Raw genomic sequence first — 22,225 nt, forward strand, 5'->3', positions numbered from 1 at the left:
ATGAAGCCAGGGCTGCTGCCCTCGTCCGCCTCGCTCGGCCCGCGCGGCCGGCGCCCCGTGCGCCGGCTCGGTGCGGTGTCGCCGGCTGCCCGGCCGGTGTTCCTGTTTTCGGGGCTCGGCGCCGAGTACCCGGAGATGGGGCGGGGACTGTACGGGCTGTCGCGCGTCTTCCGCGCGGAGCTGGATCGCTGTGATGCGATTTACCGCGAACTGACCGGGGCGCCGCTGCTGCCGCGGCGCGATCGGCCGTTCGGCCGGCGGCTCCGGACGGGCCGTCCCTCGTACGTGCAGCCTGCGGTGTTCGCCTTCGAGTACGCGCTCGCCTCGGCGTGGATCGCGTGGGGCGTGCGCCCGGCGGCGGTCCTGGGCTACAGCCTCGGCGAGGATGCCGCGGCCTGTGTTGCGGGCGCGGCGCCCGTCGAGGAGATGATGGCGCTCGTCCTGAATCGCGCCCGCCAGATGGATCGCCTTCGCGGCGGGGGGATGGCGGTGCTCTTCGCCGGCGAAGCCGAGACGCGGGGCCTGCTGGCCGGCGTGACGCGCGTGGAGATTGCGGCGGCGAACGCGGCCGACCAGACGGTGGTGTCCGGATCCTCGGCGGCGCTCGACGCGCTGCTGATCGCCGCCGGCCGCCGGCACATCCGCGGGCGCCGCATCCGCGCCGCCTGCGCGTTCCATTCGAGCCGGATGGACGCGGTGCTGCCGGCGCTCGAGCGCGACGCCGCGCTGCCGTCTTTCGAGGAGCCGGCCACGCCGCTGCTCTCGAGCGTGAGCGCGACCTGGCTGTCCCGGCGCCGGCTGAACGATCCGTCGTACTGGGGCGCGCGGGTCCGCGCGCCGATCCGGTTTCGCGACGCGCTCGCCCGTCTCTACGCGGAAGGGTTCCGCACGTTCGTCGAGATCGGTCCGCACCCGATGCTGCTGCCGATCGTGCGGCGCGAGACCGCGGGGGGCGCCACGTGCATCGAGACCGCGCGGTACGGCGAAGACGACGCGGTGGTGACGATGGCGGCGCTGTCGCGGCTGCCGCGGGTCGCCGTGAGCCTTCCGGCGCACCTGCCGGTCCGTCAGCGGCGCGCCGCCGGATCGGACGTGCGCGTCCGCCGTTCGCGCGGCGCCGAGGTGATGCGATGAGTCAGCGAGTCGAGCCCAATTTCTTCATGGTCGGCGCGGCGCGCGCCGGCACGACGTCGATGTACGACTACCTGCGCGCGCACCCGCAGATCTACATGCCCCCGACCGTGGTCGGCAAGGAGCCGTCGTTCTTCTGCGACCTGGTTCCGCCGTGGGCGGCGGAGTGCCGCGACCTGGATTCGTACCTCTCGCTGTTCGAGAAGGGGGCCGGCCGGCCGGTGATCGGCGACGGATCGACGAACTATCTCGTGGCGCCGGAGAGCGCCGGCCGGATCCGCGAGCGCTATCCGCACGCCAGGATTCTGATCATCCTGCGCAACCCGGTGGCGCGCGCGCACTCGCTGTACCGCTACATCTGCGGCTGGGGGTTCGAGGACGCGCCCACGTTCGAGAAGGGGCTGGCGCGCGAGGCGGAGCGGCTGGGCAACCCCCGCTTCATCCGCGAATGGCAGCTGCTCTATCACGCGTTTCTCTACTACCACTCGGGCCTCTATGCCGAGCAGGTCGCGCGCTATCTCGACGCCTTTCCGCGGAACCAGGTGCACATCGTCCTGTTCGACGATCTGAAGTCGGATCTGCTCGGCACGGTGCAGGGGATCTACCGGTTCCTCGGCGTGGATCCGTCGTTCGAGCCGGATCTCGACGCGCGCAACGAGAGCCGCTTCCCGCTGTCGGTGAAGTTCCAGGCGTTCGTGAGCCGGCGCTGGAACGCGCACCCGCTGTATCCGCGCGGCCCGGTGCGGCGCCGTGACAAGACGCACTATCCGATCGCGCTCGGCATCAACGCGCTGCTCGGGGGATATCGCAAGGAGCGGATGCACCCCGACACGCGGCGCCGGCTCACCGAGCGCTTCGCGCCCGACATCGCCAAGACGGCGGCGACGATCGGCCGCAGCCTCGATCACTGGGTCCAGGCGAAAGCGGCGGCGCCGGCGAGCGGCGCCAAGGTGGCGGTGCAGGTATGAGCGACTCTCGACTCGGGCAGGACGCCGCGTCGCGCGCCGCCGCGATTCGCGACTGGCTGGTCGCCGCGGTCGCGTCGCGCGTCGGCATCGACGGCCGCCGGATCGATCTGACCGAGCGGTTCAGCCGCTACGGCATCGATTCGATGAAGGCGGCGGGCATCACCGCGGAGCTGTCGGCGTTTCTGGAACAGCCGCTGCCGCGCACGCTGCTCTGGGACCATCCCTCGATCGCCGCGGTGGCGCGCCATCTGACGGCGTCCGCGGACGGCGGTTCCACCGTGGCCGTTGCCCCATCCGGGATCAGCGGCGAACCCATCGCCATCGTCGGCCTGGCCTGCCGCTTCCCCGGCGCACCCGATACCGACGCGTTCTGGCGCCTGCTGCTCGACGGCACCGATGCGATCTCGGAAGTGCCCGCGGACCGGTGGAACATCGGCGAGATGTTCAGCGCCGATCCGGCGGTGCCGGGCAAGATGAGCACCCGCTGGGGCGGGTTCCTCTCGGACGTCGACCGGTTCGACCCGCAGTTCTTCGGCATCTCGCCGCGTGAAGCCGAGCACATGGATCCGCAGCAGCGGATCGTGCTCGAGCTCGCCTGGCGCGCCCTCGAGGACGCGGGCATCCGCCCGGCGTCGCTCAAGGATTCCTCGACCGGCGTCTACATCGGCGCGATGTGGAGCGACTACGCGCGGCTCATCGCCGGGACGCCGTCGGCAATCACGCAGCACACCGCGACCGGGCAGGACACGAGCATCATCGCGGCGCGGGTCTCGTACACCTTCGGTCTGCAGGGCCCGAGCGTCGCGATCAACACCGCGTGCTCGTCGTCGCTGGTGGCGGTCCACACCGCCTGCCAGGCGCTGCGCACCGGCGAGGCGACGCTGGCGCTCGCCGGCGGCGTGAACCTGGTGCTGGCCCCCGACAGCACGGTGGCGATGTCGAAGTTCGGCGGCATGGCGCCGGACGGCCGCTCGAAGGCGTTCGACGCCCGGGCCAACGGCTACGTCCGTTCGGAGGGCGCCGGGATCGTCGTGTTGAAGCCGCTCTCGCGCGCGCTGAAGGACGGCGATCCGATCTACTGCCTGATCCGCGGCGAAGGGGTGAACAACGACGGTTTCAGCAACGGTCTGACGGCGCCCAATCCGCAGGCGCAGGAGCAGATGCTGCGCATCGCCTGCGCGCGCGCCGGCGTGCAGCCGGCCGACGTCGATTACGTCGAGACGCACGGCACCGGCACGCTGCTCGGCGATCCGATCGAAGCGGGGGCGCTCGGCCGCGTGCTCGGCGCCGGCCGCCCCGACGATCGTCCGCTCCGGGTCGGCTCGCTCAAGAGCAACATCGGCCATCTCGAGGCGGCCGCGGGGATCGCCGGCCTGATCAAGCTGGCGCTGTCGCTGCGCCGCGGCGTGATTCCCGGCAACCTGCACTTCGAGACGCCGAATCCGCACATCGATTTCTCCGCTCTGCGCCTGGCGGTGCAGGCGCAGACGTCGCCGCTGCCGGTCCGCGAGCGCGCCGTCATCGCGGGGGTCAGTTCGTTCGGCTTCGGCGGCACGAACTGCCATGTCGTCCTCGAGCAGTGGCGCGGCGCCGACAGCGTCGTGGTGCCCTTGTCCGCGGATTCGCCCGAGCGGCTGCGCGAGGCGGCGGCCACGTTTGCCGCGGCGGCGCAGGCGGAAGGTGACGCCGCCGATCCGATCGCATGGAGCCGCACCGCGTGGGAACAGTTGAGCGGCGGGCCGCACCGCGGCGCGGTGCTCGTGCGCGCGCCCCGCGATCTCGCACCGCAGCTCTCGCTGCTGGCCTCCGGCCAGACGGCCCCCGGCGTCTCGCCGGCGAGCGCCGTTCCGGCGGGCCGCCGCGTGTGGGTCTGCTCCCCGCACGGCGGACAGTGGACCGGGATGGGGCGCGAACTGCTGCACGCCGAGCCGGCGTTCCGCGCCGCGATCGAGCGGTGCGAGCCGTTGATTCAGCGCGAGGGCGGCTGGTCGATCCTGGACGAGATCCTCGCCGGCGAGAAGACGTCGCGCCTCGGCGACGTCGCCGTCGCGCAGGCGGCCATCTTCGCGATCCAGGTCGGCATCGCGGACGTGCTGCGCTCGTGGGGGCTCCAGCCCGACGTCGTCATCGGCCACAGCATGGGCGAGGTTGCCGCCGCGCACATCGCCGGCGTGCTCTCGCTCGAGGACGCGGTCAAGGTCATCTGCCACCGCAGCCGGCTGCTCGCGAAGACAGCGGGGAAGGGCGCGCTTGCCGTCGTCGGACTCTCCGCCGAGGCGACACGGACCGCGCTCGAAGGGCGCGGCGATCAGCTCTGGGTGGTCGCGTTCAACAGTCCGAAATCGACGCTCGTGTCGGGCGAACCGGAGACGCTCGGCGCGCTGCTCGCCGATCTCGAGCGGGACGGCGTGTTCTGCCGCCGGGTCCGCGTCGACGTCGCGGCGCACAGCCCGCACATGGATCCGCTCCTCGCGGAGCTCGCCGAGGTGACGGCGTCGGTGACTCCGTCGCGCGGCCGCGCCGCCATGGTGTCGACGGTCACCGGCGGCGTGCTCGAAGGAACCGCCTTCGACGCGAGCTACTGGGTCCGCAACCTGCGGCAGTCCGTGCTGTTCTCTCAGGCCGTCGACGCCATTCTGGCGGAGGGGCCTGCCACGTTCGTCGAGATCGGTCCGCATCCGGTGCTGGCGCCGGCGATCGAGCAGGCGCTCGCGGCCTCGGCGGCGGGCGGACGCGTGATCGAAACCATGCGCCGTGCCGAGCCCGAGCGTGACGCGCTGCTCGATGCGGCGGCGCGTCTCTACGTCGCCGGCCACGCGCCGCGCTGGGACGCGTTCACGCCGGCGGCCGACACCGTCGCGCTTCCCGAAGGGGTCGCCGCCAACGGCACCTGCCGCACGGAGGACGCCGCGGCGCTGCCGTTCCTGCTCTCGGCGCACACGCCGCGGACGCTCGCCGATCGCGCGCGCGCGACCGCCTCCGCGCTGCGGGGGAATCCCGCGCTGATGCTGCGCGACGTCTGTTACACCGCGGCCGCTCGCCGCGCGGCGCAGCCGCAGCGGCTCGCCGCGGTCGCCCGCAGTACCGGGGAGCTCGCCGATCTGCTCGAGCGGTTCGCCGGCGGGGAGATCGCGCCCGGCGTATCGGTCGGCGAGCGCGAGGTCGCCGGGCCCGGCCGCACGGCCTTCGTGTTCCCCGGCCAGGGCGCGCAGTGGCTCGGCATGGGCCGCCGGCTGATGAAGGAGGAACCGGCGTTCCTCGCGTCGCTGCAGCGCTGCGACGCGGCCGTCCGCGCCGCCGCCGGCTGGTCGGTGATCGACGAGCTGAACGCGTCCCCCGGGGCGTCGCGTCTCGATCGCATCGACGTGATCCAGCCGGTGCTGTTCTCGGTGCAGGTCGCGCTCGCCGACCTGTGGCGCGCGTGGGGCGTCACGCCCGACGCGGTCGTCGGCCACAGCATGGGAGAGGTCGCGGCGGCGCATGCCGCCGGGGCGCTCTCGCTCGAGGATGCGGCGCGGTTGATCTGCTGCCGCAGCGCGCTGATGCGCACGACCAGCGGCCGCGGCGCCATGGCGGCGGTGGAGCTGTCGTTGAGCGAGGCGGCGCTGGCGATCCGCGGCCTCGAGGATCGGGTATCCGTCGCGGTCAGCAACGCGCCGCGCGCGACCGTCCTCTCGGGCGATCCCGAAACCATCGATCTGCTGATGGCGCGGCTCACCGCGGAAGGGGTGTTCTGCAAGCGCGTCAAGGTCGACGTCGCCTCGCACAGCCCCCAGATGGACGTCCTCCTCGGCGATCTCCGCCGGGGCATCGACGGCATCGCGCCGCGCGCCGCGTCCGTCCCGTTCTATTCGACGGTCGCCGGCACGCTCACGGACGGCGCCGAGCTCGGCGTCGACTACTGGACGCGCAACCTGCGCGAGCCGGTGCTGTTCGCGACGGCGGTGGCACGGTTGTGCGCCGACGGGTTCGACACGTTCGTCGAAATGAGCCCGCATCCGCTGCTCGTTCCCGCCGTCCAGGAATCCCTGCGCGCCGAGAAGCGTGCCGGCGTCGCGGTCGGATCGTTCGTTCGTGACGACGCCGACGAGCGCGCCAGCATGCTGGCGTCGCTCGGCGCGCTGTTCGCCCACGGCCACGATCTCGAGTGGCAGCACGTGTTCGCGGATCGCGGCCGGGTCGTGCCGATCGGCCCCTACTGTTTCGAGAAGCAGCGCTGCTGGCTCGACGCGGAGCACCTCGAGCGCCGGGCGCCGGCGGAGCAGGCCGACGGCTATCTGTTCGAGACCGAATGGATCGAGCAGCCGCTGCCGGACGTCCGCGCCGGCCGCCAGCACACCTGGCTGGTCCTCGCGAATCCCGGCTCCGCATGCGCCGCCGCGGCGCAGCGGCTCGAGTCCAGCGGCCACCGCGTCAACATCGTCCCCGCGCCGCGGCGCCTGCATGCCGTCGATCGGCTGCCGACCGATGACGAAGAGATGCGCGCGCTCGAGGATCTGCTGCTGCCGGAGCTGAGCGACTGCGACGCCGTCGTCTACGGCTGGGGATTCGACGCGCCTGACGCGCCCGCGGCGGTGGACGCGCTCGCCGACGCGATGGACGCGGCCACGCTGAACGCGGTGCGGCTGGTTCAGATTCTCGATCGTGTCGGCGTCTCGCCGCGCCTGTATCTCGTGACCTCGGGCGCGCAGCCCGCCGGCGGCGCGCAGGTGACGGCTCCTTCGCGCACCGGCCTCTGGGGCCTGGGATCCGCGATCGCCGTCGAGCACCCGGAGATGCGCTGCACGCGCATCGATCTCGATGACGCCGCGGCGCCGGCGGCGCTGGCCGCCGAGCTGGCCGCGGCTCCCGACGAAGATCAGGTGGCGTTCCGCCGCGATCGCCGTTTCGTCGCGCGCCTGAAGAAGGGCATCGACGCGCTCGCCGCGGGGGACAACATCAATGCGCTCGCCGCGCTGGCGAAGAGCAACCCCGCCGCGGTCCGCGCCGCGCTCGGCTCGCTGGAAGGGCTCGACGATCTGGTCGCCGCGCTCGGCCGCGAGCGGACGCTGCCCGATTTCTCCGCCGGCACGTGTCTCGTCACCGGCGGACTCACCGGCCTCGGGCTGGTCACCGCGGAGTGGATCGTCGGACACGGCGGCCGCTCGGTGGCGCTGCTCGGGCGCCGCGCACCGTCCGCCGCGGCGCTGACCGCGATCGAGCGGATGCGCCAGGCCGGCGCCACGGTCGCGGTGCTGCAGGCCGATGCCTCCCGCGCCGACGATCTGTCGCGCGCGCTCGCCGAGATCCGCGCGACCATGCGGCCGATCCGCGGCGTCATCCACGCCGCCGGCGTGCTGGACGACGCGGTGCTCGCCCGGATGACGCCGGAGCAGTATCGCAACGTCCTCGCGCCGAAGGTGCGCGGCGGCTGGCTGCTCCATCAGCTCACCAAGGACGACGACGTCGACTACTTCGTGCTGTATTCCTCGGTGCTCGCCTACCTCGGCGCCGCCGGTCAGGCGAATCACGCGATCGCCAACGCCTTCCTCGACGGTCTCGCTCACTACCGGCGCGGACGCGGGCTGGCCGCGGTCAGCGTCAACTGGGGCGTGTGGTCGAGCGTCGGCAGCGCCGCCGCCGCCGGCAGAGGGGATCGCCTCGGCGCGATGGGCTTGAGCGCGATCACGCCGGCCGAAGGGTGCGAGGCGCTGGAACGCATTCTCGCGTCCGGCGCCGTGCAGGGATCGGTGATGCGCTTCTCCGCCGACGCGTGGCGGCAGAACCTGTCGGGCGCGGCGCGCTCGACGTTCCTCGCCAACTTCGTCAAGGCCGACGGCGAGGCGGCCGCGGATCGCCCGGCCGCCGGGGAACCGGCGCTGCTCGAGGTGTTGACCGCCGCACCCCCGGCGGAACGCCGCGGCATCGTCGAGCGCTTCGTCGCGGCCCGCGCCGCGCGCGTGCTCAGGCTCGGCGCCGACCAGATCGATGTCGACAAGCCGCTGCGCGCGATGGGGCTCGATTCGCTCCTCGCGGTCGAGTTCCGCAACCGCCTCGAAGCCGACACCGGCCTCAGCATTCCGACGACCCTGATCTGGAACTATCCGACGGTGGCCAAGCTCGCACCGCAGGTGGCGGAGCGGCTCGGCATCGCGCTCGATGGCGTCGCCGCCGCGGGAACCGCGCCCACCGATGAACTCGACGAGCTGCTCGGGGCGCTCGAGTCGATGTCGGACGAAGACGCCCGAAGCGCGTCGTTGCTGGACGATGCGGCGCGGCGCGCGCTCCTGGGCGGGACGCGGGTGGCGGATGTCTGATCCGTTGCTGGAGCGGCTGGCCCAGCTCTCGCCGGAAAAACGCGCGCTGCTCGCGCGGCGTCTGCTGGGTGAGTCGGCGCCCGCCCCGCGCGGTGCCGAGCCGATCGCCATCGTCGGCCTGAGCTGCCGGTTTCCCGGCGGCGCGAACACGCCGGAGGCGTTCTGGCGCCTGCTCAGCGACCGCGTGGATGCGGTCAGCGAAGTGCCCGCCGATCGCTGGGACTCGGCGGCGCTCTACGATGCGGACGCCACCGCGGCGGGCAAGGTCGCGACCCGGTGGGGCGGCTTCGTCGACGGCATCGGCGATTTCGATCCCTATGTCTTCGGCATTTCGCCGCGCGAGGCCTCGCGCATGGATCCGCAGCAGCGGCTGTGGCTCGAGGTCGCGTGGGAGGCGTTCGAGCACGCCGGGCTGACCCTCGACGCGCTGGCCGGCAGCCATACCGGGGTGTTCCTCGGGCTCCACAGCCACAGCAGCGATTACTTCTGGATGCAGCTGCGCGAGCCCGAGCGGATGGACGCGTTCACCGGGCCGGGGAACGCGCACAACATCGCCGCCGGGCGGCTCGCGTATCTGCTCGATCTGCGCGGACCGGCGCTGACCATCGACACGGCGTGCTCGTCGTCGCTGGTCGCGGTCCACACCGCGTGCCAGAGCCTGCGCGCCGGAGACTGCCGCGTGGCGCTGGTCGGGGGCGTCAACGCGATGCTCTCCCCGATCTGGAGCATTCCGCTCTCGCGCATGCAGATGCTGTCGCCGACCGGGCGCTGCCGCGCCTTCGACGCCTCCGCGGACGGCTTCGTCCGCAGCGAAGGGGCGGGCGCGGTCGTGCTGAAGCGCCTGTCGGATGCGCAGGCGGATGAAGACGCCATCCTCGCCGTGATTCGCGGCTCGGCGGTCAATCAGGACGGACGGACCAACGGCATCACCGCGCCGAACGGCCTGGCGCAGCGCGACCTGCTGCGCGCCGCGCTGGCCAACGCCGGCGTACCCGCGTCCGCCATCACTCATGTCGAGACGCACGGCACCGGCACGGCGCTCGGCGATCCGATCGAGTTCGAGGCGCTGGCCGAGGTGTTGAGCGAAGGCCGTCCCTCGGGACGCCCCTGCTGGATCGGCGCGGTGAAGAGCAATCTCGGCCACCTCGAAGGAGCGGCGGGCATCGCCGGGCTGATCAAGGTGGTGCTGGCGCTGCGCCATCGCGCGGTGCCGCCGGTGGTGCATTTCTCGAAGCTGAACGCGCACATCGCGGTCGACGCCCGCAGCTTCCCCGTCCCGACGCGCGTCGAGTCGTGGGGCGCGGACGTGCCCTTGACCGCCGGGGTGAGCTCGTTCGGCTGGTCCGGCACCAACGCGCACGTCATCGTCGAGGAGCCGCCGGCGCGGGCAGCGGAGAGCGGAGCAGCGGACAGCGCCGTACTCGTGCTGCCGTTGAGCGCGCGCAGCCCCGAGGCTGTGGCGGCGCTCGCCGGCCGTTACCAGGCGTTCATCGAGAACGGCGCCGGCGGCGCCACCGTCGAACAGGTGTGCCGAACGGCGTCACGGCGGCGCACGCATCACGAGCATCGTGCCGCGGTCGTGGGGGATTCGCTGCACGATCTCGCCGTCGGCCTGAAAGCGCTCGCGGCGGGCGAGCGGTCGTGGACGGTGCAGACCGGGCGCGTCCGTCCCGGACGCAAGCCCGCGATCGTGTTCGCGTTCACCGGCCAGGGCCCGCAGTGGCGCGGCATGGCGGTGGATCTGCTCGGCCGCGTCCCCGCGGCGACCGACATCCTGCAGCGCTGTGACGCGATCGTCCGGGAGATCGCGGGCTGGTCGCTGATCGAGGCGCTCGGCGAGGAGCCATCGCGGCTGGATCACACCGAGGTCGCGCAGCCGGCGATCTTCGCGGTGCAGGCGGCGGTGGCCGCGACGCTGCGCGGCTGGGGCATCGAACCGGCGGCGGTGGTCGGACACAGCCTCGGCGAGATCGCCGCGGCGTGGTGCGCGGGCGCGCTGTCGCTCGAAGACGCGATGCGCGTGGCGGTGACTCGCGGCCGCCTGATGGAGCGCGCGACCGGCGGCGGACGCATGGTGTCGATCGAGCGGTCGGTCGACGAGATCCGCGCGGTGCTCGACGACTGGCGCGGACTGTCGATCGGCGCGGTGAACGGTCCGCAGTCGACCGTGCTGTCGGGCGAGACCGCGGCGGTGGAAGCGGCCGTCGCGAAGCTCACCGCGGCGGGCGCCGAAGCGCGCTACCTGCCGGTTCAGTACGCGTTCCACAGCGACCAGATGAACGCCGCGGCGAAGGAAGTCGAAGCGGCGCTCGCCGGACTCACGCCGCGCACGCCGTCGATCCGGATGATCTCGAGCGTCACCGGCGCCGCGTGCAGCGGCACGGATCTGACTGCCGCGTACTGGCGGCGGAACGTGCGCGAGACGGTTCGCTTTGCGGACGCCATTGCCGCCGTCGCGGCGGATGCGCCGGTGTTCGTCGAGATCGGTCCGCACCCGGCGCTTCGTTCGGCGATCGCCTCGTCTGCGGCGGCGGCCGGCGATCCGATCGTGACCCACTCGCTCCATCGCGGGCGGGACGGTCATGCGTCGCTCGGCGCGGTGATCGGGACCCTCTACGCTGCCGGCTGCGCGATCGACTGGGCGCGGCTGAATCCGGGACGCGCCGAGCCGGTCGCACTGCCGACCTATGCCTGGCAGCGCGAGCGCTTCTGGCTCGATCACGTCCGTTCCTACACCGGCGCGGCAGCGGACTCATCCGGCAGTACGGCCGAAGACCCGCGCAAGCGGACCGACGAACTCCAGTACGCGCCCGAGTGGGTTCCGGCCGCGGACGCGGACGCGTCGCTCGGTGCGCCGGGCGTGTGGCTGCTGCTTGGCGATCGCCGCGGCGTGGCGGCGGGACTGCAGGCCGCGCTCGAGCGCGCAGGCCACACGGTGCTGACTCGTCACGCCGGCGACGGCGCCGACGCGCCAAACGTCGACGCGGTTGCGGACGTCTGCCGGCAGGCGATCCAGAGCACCACGCTGCCGCTGCGTGGCGTCGTCAACCTGTGGAGCCTCGACGCGCCCGCGGCGGATCCGAACGACGCGGACGCGCTCGCGTCCACCGAGGCGGACCAGTGCGCGGCCGCGCTCGGCGTGGTGAAGGCGCTGTCGACGCTGGCGCCCGATGCCGCCGCGCCCGCGTGCTGGCTCGTCACCACGGCCGCGCAGCCGATCGGCAACGCACCCTCGGTGCAGCAGGCGGCCGTGTGGGGCCTCGCGCGCACGCTGGCGATCGAGCATCCGTCCACCGCGTGCGTCTGCGTCGACGTTCCGGCAGACGTCGACGGCGCCGTGTCCGCGCTCGTCAACGCGCTGGCCGCTCCGCGCGAGGAGCGCGAGATCGCTTATCGCGACGGCGTCCGGTTGGTGCATCGGCTCGCCCGGACGGCGGCGCCGCACGCGCCGCTGACGCTGCGCGACGACGCCACCTACCTCGTGACCGGCGGTCTCGGCGCGCTGGGCCTGCAGACGGCGGCGTGGCTCGTGGATCGCGGTGCGCGCCACCTCGTGCTCACCGGGCGCTCCGCGCCATCGCCGGCGGCCTCCACCGGGATCGATCGCCTGCGCGCCGCCGGCGCCGTCGTGGAAACCGTCCGCGCGGACGTGTCGAAGAAGGCCGACGTCGAGCGGTTGTTCGCATCGATTGCCGCGAGCGGCTTCCCGCTGAAGGGGATCGTGCACTCGGCCGGCGTCCTGGACGACGGCGTCGCGATGCAGCAGACCCGGGATCGTCTGCGCAGGGTCTTCGCGCCGAAGATCGCCGGCGGATGGAATCTCCACGTCGCGTCGGCGGCGCTGCCGCTCGATTTCTTCGTCCTCTACTCGTCGCTCGCGTCGGTGCTCGGATCCGCCGGGCAGGCGAACTACGCCGCCGCCAACGCCTTCCTCGACGCGCTGGCGCATCTGCGCCGGTCGCAAGGGCTGCCCGCGGTGAGCGTCGGCTGGGGCCGCTGGGGCGGTTCAGGCATGGCGGCCGCGCTCGACGAGGCCGATCGGCGGCGGCTGACCGAGGCCGGCTTCATCGAGATGGATCCGGATGCGGCCTTCGACGCGCTGGAGAGCGCGATCGACTCCGGCCGCGCTCACACCGCCATCATGGCGGTGGATTGGGATCGCTACGGCGCGTACCGCGGCGTGCCGCTGCCGTTGCTGTCGCGGCTCGATCGCGCGCCGGAGACCGCCGCGGCGCCGCAGGCTCCGCCGCTGCTGCGGGCGCTGCAGGACGCGCCGCCCGAGCGGCGCAAAGCGGTGGTGCTGCAGCACGTGCGGCGCGACGTCCTCGCCGTGCTCGGGCTCGCCGGCAGCCAGCGGCTGGACGACGAGCAGGGGCTGCGGGACGCGGGACTCGATTCGCTGATGGCACTCGAACTCAAGAACCGGCTGCAGGCGTCAACGGGGCAGCTGCTGCCGTCCACGCTGGCCTTCGATTATCCGACCACCGCCGCACTCGCCGGCTTCATCGGCGAGGTGCTGGGGTCGGCGGCGCACGCCGGTGCGCCGGCCGCCGCACCCGCGGCGGCGGCTGAGGATCTCGAATCGCTGTCGGACGAGGAAGCGGAGGCGCTGCTCGCCGAAGAGCTCGCCGAGCTGAACCGCGCCCGCGGCGCCGCATCGTCGGGGTACCCGCGTGGCTGACAAGTCGACGCTGTCCCCGGTCAAGCTGGCGCTCGCCGAGATCCGCGAGCTGCGCGCGCGTCTCGATGACGTTCAGCGCGAGCGCACCGAACCGATTGCGATCGTCGGTCTGGCCGGGCGCTTTCCCGGCGCGCCCGATACCGATCGGTTGTGGGATCTGCTCCGCGACGGCCGCGTCGGCATCGTCGACGTTCCCGCCGACCGCTGGGACGTCGCGGCGTACTTCGACCCCGATCCCGAGGCGCCGGGGAAGATGTACACCTACCGCGGCGGCTTCCTGTCGGACGTGGATCGGTTCGATCCGCATTTCTTCGGGATCTCGCCGCGCGAAGCGGTCAGCATGGACCCGCAGCAGCGGCTGCTGCTCGAGACCGCGTGGCGCGCGCTCGAGGACGCGGCGATCTCGCCTGGCAGCCTGTCGGGATCGCAGACCGGCGTGTTCGTCGGCCTGAGCAACATCGATTACTACCGCATGGCGTTCACCGATCCGCAGGCGGTGGACGCGTATTTCGGATCGGGCACCAGCGGCAGCGTGGCGGCGGGCCGCATCTCGTACGTGCTCGGCCTGCGCGGCCCGAGTCTCGCGGTCGACACCGCGTGCTCGTCGTCGCTCGTCGCCGTGCACCTCGCGTGTCAGAGCCTGCGCAACCAGGAATGCGGCGTCGCCCTGGCGGGCGGCGTCAATCTGATTCTCTCGCCTGACATCAACATCGCCTGCTCCAAGGCGAAGATGATGTCGCCCGACGGCCTGTGCAAGACGTTCGACGCCCGCGCCGACGGCTACGTCCGATCCGAAGGCTGCGCGGTCGTCGTGCTGAAGCGGCTGTCGGACGCCGAGCGCGACGGCGATCGCATCCTGGCGGTGATCCGCGGCTCCGCCGTGAACCAGGACGGACGCAGCAGCGGCCTGACCGTGCCCAACGGTCCCGCCCAGGAAGCGGTGATCCGCCGCGCGCTCGACATCGCCGGCGTCCAGCCGTCCGAGGTCGCGTACGTCGAGGCCCATGGCACCGGGACGTCGCTGGGCGATCCGATCGAGGTACGGGCGCTCGGCCGCGTGATGGCGGACCGCGGCGTCGGCGGCGGCCCGGTCGCGATCGGCTCGATCAAGGCGAACATCGGGCATCTCGAGGCCGCGGCCGGCATCGCCGGGCTCGCCAAGGTCGTGCTCGCGCTGCGGCACGAGACGATTCCGGCGCATCCGAATCTCGGCGAACGCAATCCGCACATCGAGTGGTCGTCGCTCCCGGTCGAGGTGTTGACGGCGCCGCGCTCGTGGCCGGCCGCGTCGGGCCGGCGTCTCGCGGGCGTCAGCTCGTTCGGGTTCAGCGGCACCAACGCGCACCTGGTCGTCGAGGCTGCGCCGGCGACAGCCGCTGCGCCGGGCGCGGCAGAGCGTCCGCGCCAGCTTCTCACGCTGTCGGCGCGGAGCACCGAGGCGCTCGACGAGCTGTCGGCGGATTTCGAGCAATTCCTGAGGCAGACGTCCGAGCCGCTCCCGGAGATCTGCGCGACGGCAAACGCCGGACGGCTGCATGCGGCGCATCGTCTCGCCGTGGTGGCGGGCACTGCCGCGGACGCGGCGGACGCGATCGCCGAGGCGCGCCGGAGCGAGACGCCGCGCGTCGTCCGCCGCAGCGTCGAGAGCGGCGCCCCCGAGGTGGCGTTCCTGTTCACCGGCCAGGGGGCGCAGTACGCGGGCATGGCTCGCGGGCTCTACGAATCCGAGCCCGCGTTCCGCCAGACGATCGACGAATGCGATCGCCTGCTCGCGACCGAGCTGGAGCGGCCGCTGCTCGGCGTCCTGTTCGGATCGGACGACGACACGCGCCTGCTTTCGCAGACCGCGTACGCGCAGCCGGCGATCTTCGCGGTCGAGTACGCGCTGGCGCAGTTGTGGCAGTCGTGGGGGATCCTGCCCGCCGCGGTACTCGGGCACAGCGTCGGCGAACTCGTCGCCGCGTGCGTCGCCGGCGTCTTCGGCCTGGAGGACGGACTCCGCCTGATCGCGGCGCGCGGCCGCCTGATGCAGGCGCTGCCCGACAACGGCGCGATGGTGTCGGTGTTCGCGGGGGAGAGCACGGTCCGGGCGGCGATTGCCGGGCAGGAACAGGCCGTCTCGATCGCGGCGCTCAACGGGCCGGAGCAGGTGGTGATCTCGGGCGAGCGCGCCGCCGTGCACGCGATCGCCGCCGGCCTCGCGGCGCAGGGCATCAATGCCCGCGACCTCGAGGCGTCGCGTGCGTTCCATTCGCCGCTGCTGGATCCGATGCTCGAGGCGTTCGGCGCGGCCGCCGGAAAGGTGTCGTTCGCCGCGCCGCGGATTCCGATCGTCTCGAATCTGACCGGCGAGCGCGCCGGCTCCGAGATCGCGTCGGCGGATTACTGGGTGCGCCACGCGCGCCGGCCGGTGCGGTTCCAGCACGGGATCGAGACGCTCCGCGCGATGGGCGCGAGCGTGTTCCTCGAGATCGGCCCGCAGCCGACCCTGCTGGGCATCGCCCGCCGCTTCGCCGATGCGCCGGGCGTCGACTGGGTTCCCTCGCTGCGCAAAGGCCGCGACACCTGGGAGGACATGCTGGCGGCGTTGGCAACGCTGTACGTCGCCGGTTGCGAGATCGACTGGGCGGCGTTCGACGGCCGCCGCCCGCGGCGCCGCGTCCCGGTGCCCGGCCATCCGTTCCGCAGGCAGCGGTACTGGCTCGCGAACGACGGCAGCACGGCGGCGCGCATGCCCCAGCGATCGGGCGACGCCGTGCATCCGCTGCTCGGCGTTCGCAACGATTCGCCGCTGCGCGACGTCGTGTTCGAGCAGTACCTGTCGGCCGACCGGCCGCGCTATCTCGCCGAGCATCGGGTGTTCGGCGCCGTCGTCTTTCCCGCCACCGGATATCTCGAGATGGCGCTGGCCGCGGGGCGCGCGATCGGCGGCGGCATTCCGGCGGTGGAGGAACTCGTCATCGCCGAGCCGCTGGTCCTGCCGGAAGCCGGTGAGCGGCGCGTGCAGGCGGTGTTCACCCCGCGCGGCGATCGCGATGGCACCTTCCAGGTGTTCAGCCGCGCGTCATCCGGCGACGCCGCCGAATGGCACCTGCACGCCACTGCCCTCGTGCGGCTGGACGGCGCTGCCGTCGAGGCCGCCGATGCGCTCACGGCCGTCCGCGGCCGCTGCGGCGAGAGCGTCTCGCCGGCGGCGCATTACGATCTGTTCTCGCGCAGCGGGCTCGAGTACGGCCAGTCCTTCCGCGGCATCACGCAGTTGTGGCACGGCGGAGGCGAAGCGGTTGCCTCGATCGAGCTTCCTTCCGATGAGACGTCGGACGGGTACACGCTGCACCCCGGCCTGCTCGATTCCTGTTTCCACGCGCTGCTCGCCGCGCTCCCTGGCGGCGCCGCCGCGTTCACCGGACGCCATTTCTATCTGCCCGTCAGCCTCGACCGCCTCGCCGCCAGCGGCGCCGCCGGCTCCTCGGTCTGGGCGCACGCGCGGCTGCGCCCGATCGCGAGCGATCAGCCGGAGGCGTTCACCGGCGACGTGACGGTGTTCGACGGCGACGGCCGCGTCCTCGCGTCCATCTCCGGGCTGACGGCGAAGCGCGCCACCGCGGACGCCGTGAAGGCGTCGGCGCAGCGTTCGACGGACGCCTGGTTCCACACAGTTCAGTGGCGGCCGCGCGAGATTGCGTCCGCTTCGACCCCTGCTGCCCCGGCGGACTGGTTCGTCGTGGACGACGGCACGCCGGCGGCGGCGACCATTGCGGAGCGTCTGAGCGCCGAGCGGTTCGACGTGCAGCGCGCGGCGCATGCCGACGCCGGCGCCGCGCTCGACGCCTGGGCCGTACGCGCGGCGGCGCGGCCGTCGAGAATTCTCGTCTTCGCGTCGGAGGACGATCGTGCCGGGGCAGACGCCGGCATCGCGCGCCTGCCGCAGGCCGCGGGAATCCTCGGCCGCATTGCTTCGTTGACGCCGACCGTCGCGCAGCTCGCCGGCGTGACGGTCGTGACCCGCGGCGCGACGAGCGCGACGGAGCGCGGCCTTGCCGGTCAGCCGCTGCTCTCGCTCGTCAGCGCGCTGGGCGCGGAGCATCCCGACATCCCGTGCGCGTCGATCGATCTCGATGCGGCGGATGCCGCCGAGCTCGATCTGCTGTGGGCAGATCTGACCCGGCCTGATGCCGAAGACCAGATCGCCTATCGCGGCGGCCGGCGCCACGTCGCGCGGCTCGAGCGTGCAGCGTCCGACGCGCTGGGAACGGCGCGCGCGTCGGGGCCGGTCGCGCTGGCCATCTCCGAGCGCGGCATCCTCGACAACCTCCGGCTCGTGCCGATGACGCGCCGCGCGCCGGCTCGCGGCGAAGTGGAGATCGAGGTTCGCGCCTCCGGCCTCAACTTCCGCGACGTCCTCAACGCGCTCGGCATGTATCCGGGCGATCCGGGCGCGCTCGGCAACGAGTGCGTCGGCGTCGTCGCGGCCGTGGGCGAGGGGGTCTCGCACGTCTCGGCCGGCGATCGTGTGATGGCGCTCGTGCACGGCGGCTTCCAGACGTTCGTCGTCGCGCCGGGGCAGTGGGTCGTGCGCATTCCGGAGGGAATGGATTTCCGCGCGGCCGCCACCATCCCGATGGCGTTCACGACCGCGGAGTATTCGCTCAACCGGCTCGCCGGCCTGAAGCGCGGCGAGCGCGTGCTGATCCACGCCGCCACGGGCGGCGTCGGCCTCGCCGCGGTGCAGATCGCGAAAGAGGCGGGCGCCGAGATCTTCGCGACGGCGGGCAGCGAGGAAAAGCGTGCGCTGCTGCGGTCGCTCGGCGTCGCGCACGTGATGAACTCGCGAACCGTCGACTTCGCGGACGAGATCCTCGCGGCGACCGGCGGCGAAGGGGTGGACGTCGTCCTCAATTCGCTCACCGGCGAGGCGATCCCGAAGAGCATCGCGGTGCTGCGGCAGGGCGGCCGGTTCTGCGAGATCGGCAAGCGCGGCATCTGGTCCGATGCGCAGATCGCGGCGGTCCGGCCGGACGTCCGCAACTTCACGATCTTCCTCGCCGACGTGGACGACGCGCTCATCTACGAGATGCTGCTGGACCTGGCATCGCGTTTCAGCCGCGGCGTGCTGCAGCCGCTGCCGATGCGCGTGTTCATGCTGTCGGACGCGGCGTCCGCGTTCCGCCACATGGCGCAGGCGCGCCACGTCGGCAAGATCGTCATCGCCCGCGACCCGGAGGCGGGCGCAGTGACGGTCCGCGCCGATGCGACCTATCTCATCACCGGCGGCTTCGGCGGCCTCGGCCTGCGCATCGCGTCCGAGCTGGCGGACGCCGGCGCGCGCAACCTCGTGCTCGCCGGCCGCAGCGGCGTGACTCCGTCCGCCGCGCCGGCCGTCGCCGCCCTCGAATCGCGCGGCGTGCGCGTGATGTCCGCGGCCGCGGACGTCTCGCGCGACGAAGACGTGGCGCGAGTGTTCGCCGAGATCGCCGCCGCGATGCCGCCGCTCGCCGGCATCGTGCACGCGGCCGGTCTTCGGGACGACGGTCTGCTGCCGGCGCTCGACGCGAATCGTCTTGCCGGCGTGCTGGCGCCGAAGGTCGCCGGCGGCTGGAACCTCCATCGCCACAGCGAGACGCTCGCGCTCGACTTCTTCGTGCTGTTCTCGTCGGCGGCGTCGGTGCTGCCGTCGCCGGCGCAGGGGAGCTACGCAGCCGCGAACGGGTTCCTCGACGCGCTGGCGAGATACCGCCGCGCGCTCGGGCTGCCGGGGCTCGCGATCAACTGGGGACCCTGGGACGAGGTCGGCATGGCCGCCGGGCTCTCCGCGCGCGAACAGCAGCGCTGGGCGCGTCACGGCGTGCGCTTCATTCCGCCGGACGACGGCGCGCGGGCGTTCGTGCGCGCCCTGCCGGCGCGCGTGCCGCAGCTGGCGGTGGTCGCCGCCGACTGGCGCAAGTTCGCCGAAGAGCGTCCGCGCGGAATTCCGCTGCTCGCCGATCTGGTCGCGTCGGCGCCGGCCGCGCCGGCCGCGCCTCAGGCGCAGGCCGCCGCGGGCTCGCGACCCGCGCTGATCGACGAACTCGAGCGCGCGCCGCGCAATCGCCGCCGCGAGGCGGTGCTCGCGCACGTCCGCGAGCAGGTGCGCCAGGTGCTCGCGCTGGAGCCGGGATTCACGCTCGAGCCGCACCAGGGGCTGCGCGACGTCGGCATGGATTCGCTGATGGCGCTCGAACTGCGCAATCGGCTGCAGCGCACCACCGGCAAGCCGCTCCCCGCGACGCTGACGTTCGATCGTCCGACGGTTGCGGCTCTGAGCGCGTACATCGCGGACGATGTGCTCGGCGTCGCTGAAGAGAGCGCGGAGGCCCCGGCTGCGGCGGCGCTCGCGCCGATCGTCGAACCCGCCGGCGACGCCATCGCGATCATCGGCATGGGCTGCCGGCTGCCGGGCAACGCGAACACTCCGGACGAGTTCTGGGATCTGCTGCGCGAGGGGGTGGATGCGATCCGGGAGATTCCCGCGGACCGCTGGGACGTCGACGCGTACTACGATCCCAACCCCGAGACCCCGGGGAAGATGTATACGCGGAGCGGCGGCTTCCTCGATCGCATCGACCGCTTCGATCCGCACTTCTTCGGCATCTCGCCGCGGGAGACGATCAGCCTCGATCCGCAGCAGCGCCTGCTGCTGGAGGTCGCCTGGGAGGCGCTCGAGCACGCCGGGCAGCCGCCCGATCGCCTGCTCGGGACGCGCAGCGGCGTGTTCGTCGGCATCGGCACGTACGACTACGCGCTGCTGCACATGAAGCAGCCGAATCCCGCGGCGCTCGACGCCTACTTCGGGACCGGGACGTCGCTGAGCGTCGCGGCGGGCCGGCTGGCCTACAGCCTGGGCTTGCAGGGGCCCGCGCTTGCGGTGGACACCGCCTGCTCCTCGTCGCTCGTCGCGGTGCACCTCGCGTGCAAGAGCCTGCGTGACGGCGAGTGCCGGATCGCGCTCGCCGGCGGCGTCAACCTGATGATGACGCCGGAGCCGTGGGTCAACGGCTGCCGCGCGCACATGCTCGCGCCCGACGGCCGGTGCAAGACGTTCGATGCCTCGGCGGACGGCTACGCGCGCGCCGAAGGCGCCGGCGTGATCGTGTTGAAGCGGCTGAGCGACGCGCTGGCCGACGGCGATCGCGTCCTGGCGGTGGTCCGCGGCACGGCGGTGAACCAGGACGGCCGCAGCAGCGGACTGACGGTGCCCAACGGACCGTCGCAGCAGGCCGTGATCCGCGACGCGCTCGCGCGCGCCGGCGTGCAGCCGGCGCACGTCGGCTATGTCGAGGCACACGGCACCGGAACCGCGCTCGGCGATCCGATCGAGATCGAAGCGCTCCGCTCGGTGTTGATGGACGGACGCCCGGCCGACCGTCCGCTGGTGGTGGGCTCGGTCAAGACCAACATCGGCCACCTCGAAGCGGCCGCCGGCGTGGCGGGGCTGATCAAGGTGGTGCTGTCGCTCGGCCACGAGGAGATCCCGCCGCACCTGCACTTCTCGACGCTGAATCCGCACATCGAGCTGGGGAGCGCGCCGCTCGAGATCGCAACGGGCCGCCGCGCGTGGCCGGCGGGCGCGGACCGCCGCATCGCCGGGGTCAGTTCGTTCGGGTTCAGCGGCACGAACGCGCACGTGATCATCGAAGAGGCGCCGGTCCAGGCGCCCGCGCCGGCCGCTCCGGCGGTCGACGATCGCGCCGCACACGTCCTGGCGCTGTCGGCCAGGACGCCGGACGCGCTTCGCGCGCTCGCCGCGCGCTACGCGCGGCATCTCGAGACGACGGCGGATCGGTTGGCCGACGTGGCGTTCACCGCCAATGCCGGCCGCACGCACTTCGCGCATCGGCTCGCGATTCCGGCTGCTTCGGCAGCGGAAGCCTCGGCGGCGCTGACGGCATACGCCGCGGGAGAGCCCGCGGCCGGTGTGCATGCCGGCGAACGCGCGTCGGCGCCGCACGTCGCATTGCTGTTCACCGGTCAAGGGGCCCAGTACGCGGGGATGGGGCGGGACCTGTTCGCCGCCGAGCCGGTGTTCCGCGAGGCGCTGGAACGGTGCGATGCGATCCTCCGCGGCGAGCTCGACACGCCGCTGCTCGAGGTGCTGTTCTCGGACGATCCCGCGGTGGCGGCGAAGCTGAATCAGACGGCGTTGACGCAGCCGGCGCTGTTCGCGATCGAGTACGCGCTGGCCGCGTTGTGGCAGTCGTGGGGCGTCACGCCGTCGGCGGTGCTGGGGCACAGCGTCGGGGAATACGTGGCGGCGACGGTCGCCGGCGTCTTCTCGCTGGACGACGGCCTGCGGTTGATCGCGGCGCGCGGCAAGCTGATGCAGGCGCTGGCGCCGGGCGCAATGGCGGCGGCCTTCGGCGCCGAGGCCGACGTGCTCGACGCGATCCGTCCGCTCGCGGCCTCGATTTCGATCGCCGCCGTGAACGGTCCGGCGCACACCGTGATCTCCGGCGACGCGGCTTCCATCGACGCCGCGGAGGGGGCGCTGAGCGCACGCGGCATCGCCACGCAGCGCCTCGCCGTCTCGCACGCCTTCCACTCGGCGGCGATGGATCCGATCCTGGACGAGTTCGAACGGATTGCGGCGCGCGTGCAGTTCCACGCGCCCGTGCTGCCGCTGGTCTCGAATCTCACCGGACGCCTCGCCGGCGACGAGATTGCCGCGCCGGCGTACTGGCGGGCGCACCTGCGCCAGCCGGTCCGGTTCGCCGCCGGCATCGAGACGCTCGCGGCGCAGGGGTGCGCGGTATGGATCGAAGCGGGTCCCAGGCCGACGCTCCTCGGTCTCGCCAGGCGCGCGCTGCCCGACGCGACGCCGGTTGCGTTCGTCAGCTCGCTGCGGCCGCCGCGCGACAGCCGTGTCCAGTTGGCCGAGAGCGCGGCGCAGGTCTATGCCGCCGGCGTCACCGTCGACTGGCGCGCCTTCGACGCGCCATATACCCGCCGCAAGGTGACCGCGCCGACGTATCCCTTCCAGCGCGAGCGCTACTGGCTGGACGGCAGCGGCCTGGTTCCGGCCGATGCGGCGGCGGCGCCGGTCGCCGCGGCCGCGCCCGCGCCGCAGATCCCGGCTGCGGCGGCGAGCGAGATGTATCGCGTCGAGTGGGTGC

The 22,225-nt window shown here is 72.9% G+C and carries 5 protein-coding genes (1 of these 5 running past the window's edge); all 5 read left to right on the plus strand.

Annotation, left to right across the window (positions count from 1 at the left end; genetic code table 11):
* Tightly spaced (each overlapping or abutting the next), the 5 genes in view from VFK57_06280 to VFK57_06300 form a layout consistent with a single transcriptional unit that may run on beyond the window.
* The gene (locus VFK57_06280; protein ID HET7695297.1) at positions 1 to 1,134 is read left to right on the plus strand and encodes an acyltransferase domain-containing protein; all 1,134 of its coding nucleotides are present in this window, start codon (positions 1 to 3) and stop codon (positions 1,132 to 1,134) included.
* A complete protein-coding gene (locus VFK57_06285; protein HET7695298.1) occupies positions 1,131 to 2,099 on the plus strand; it encodes a sulfotransferase in 969 nt (322 codons plus the stop codon). The genes VFK57_06280 and VFK57_06285 overlap by 4 nt, the downstream gene beginning before the upstream one ends.
* On the plus strand, positions 2,096 to 8,395 hold the full coding sequence (locus VFK57_06290; GenBank protein ID HET7695299.1) for a type I polyketide synthase: 6,300 nt from the start codon (positions 2,096 to 2,098) through the stop codon (positions 8,393 to 8,395). The genes VFK57_06285 and VFK57_06290 overlap by 4 nt, the downstream gene beginning before the upstream one ends.
* Entirely contained in the window at positions 8,388 to 13,076 is a 4,689-nt protein-coding gene (locus VFK57_06295; GenBank protein ID HET7695300.1) for a type I polyketide synthase, read from the plus strand. Before VFK57_06290 ends, VFK57_06295 begins: the two co-directional genes overlap by 8 nt.
* Positions 13,069 to 22,225: the 5' portion of an SDR family NAD(P)-dependent oxidoreductase gene (locus tag VFK57_06300; protein ID HET7695301.1), read on the plus strand. 1,772 nt of this gene lie beyond the right edge of the window; 9,157 of the gene's 10,929 nt are visible here — the first part of the coding sequence; its start codon is at positions 13,069 to 13,071; the stop codon falls past the right edge of the window. The genes VFK57_06295 and VFK57_06300 overlap by 8 nt, the downstream gene beginning before the upstream one ends.

This window comes from Vicinamibacterales bacterium, assembly GCA_035699745.1.
Lineage (GTDB): Bacteria > Acidobacteriota > Vicinamibacteria > Vicinamibacterales > 2-12-FULL-66-21 > JAICSD01.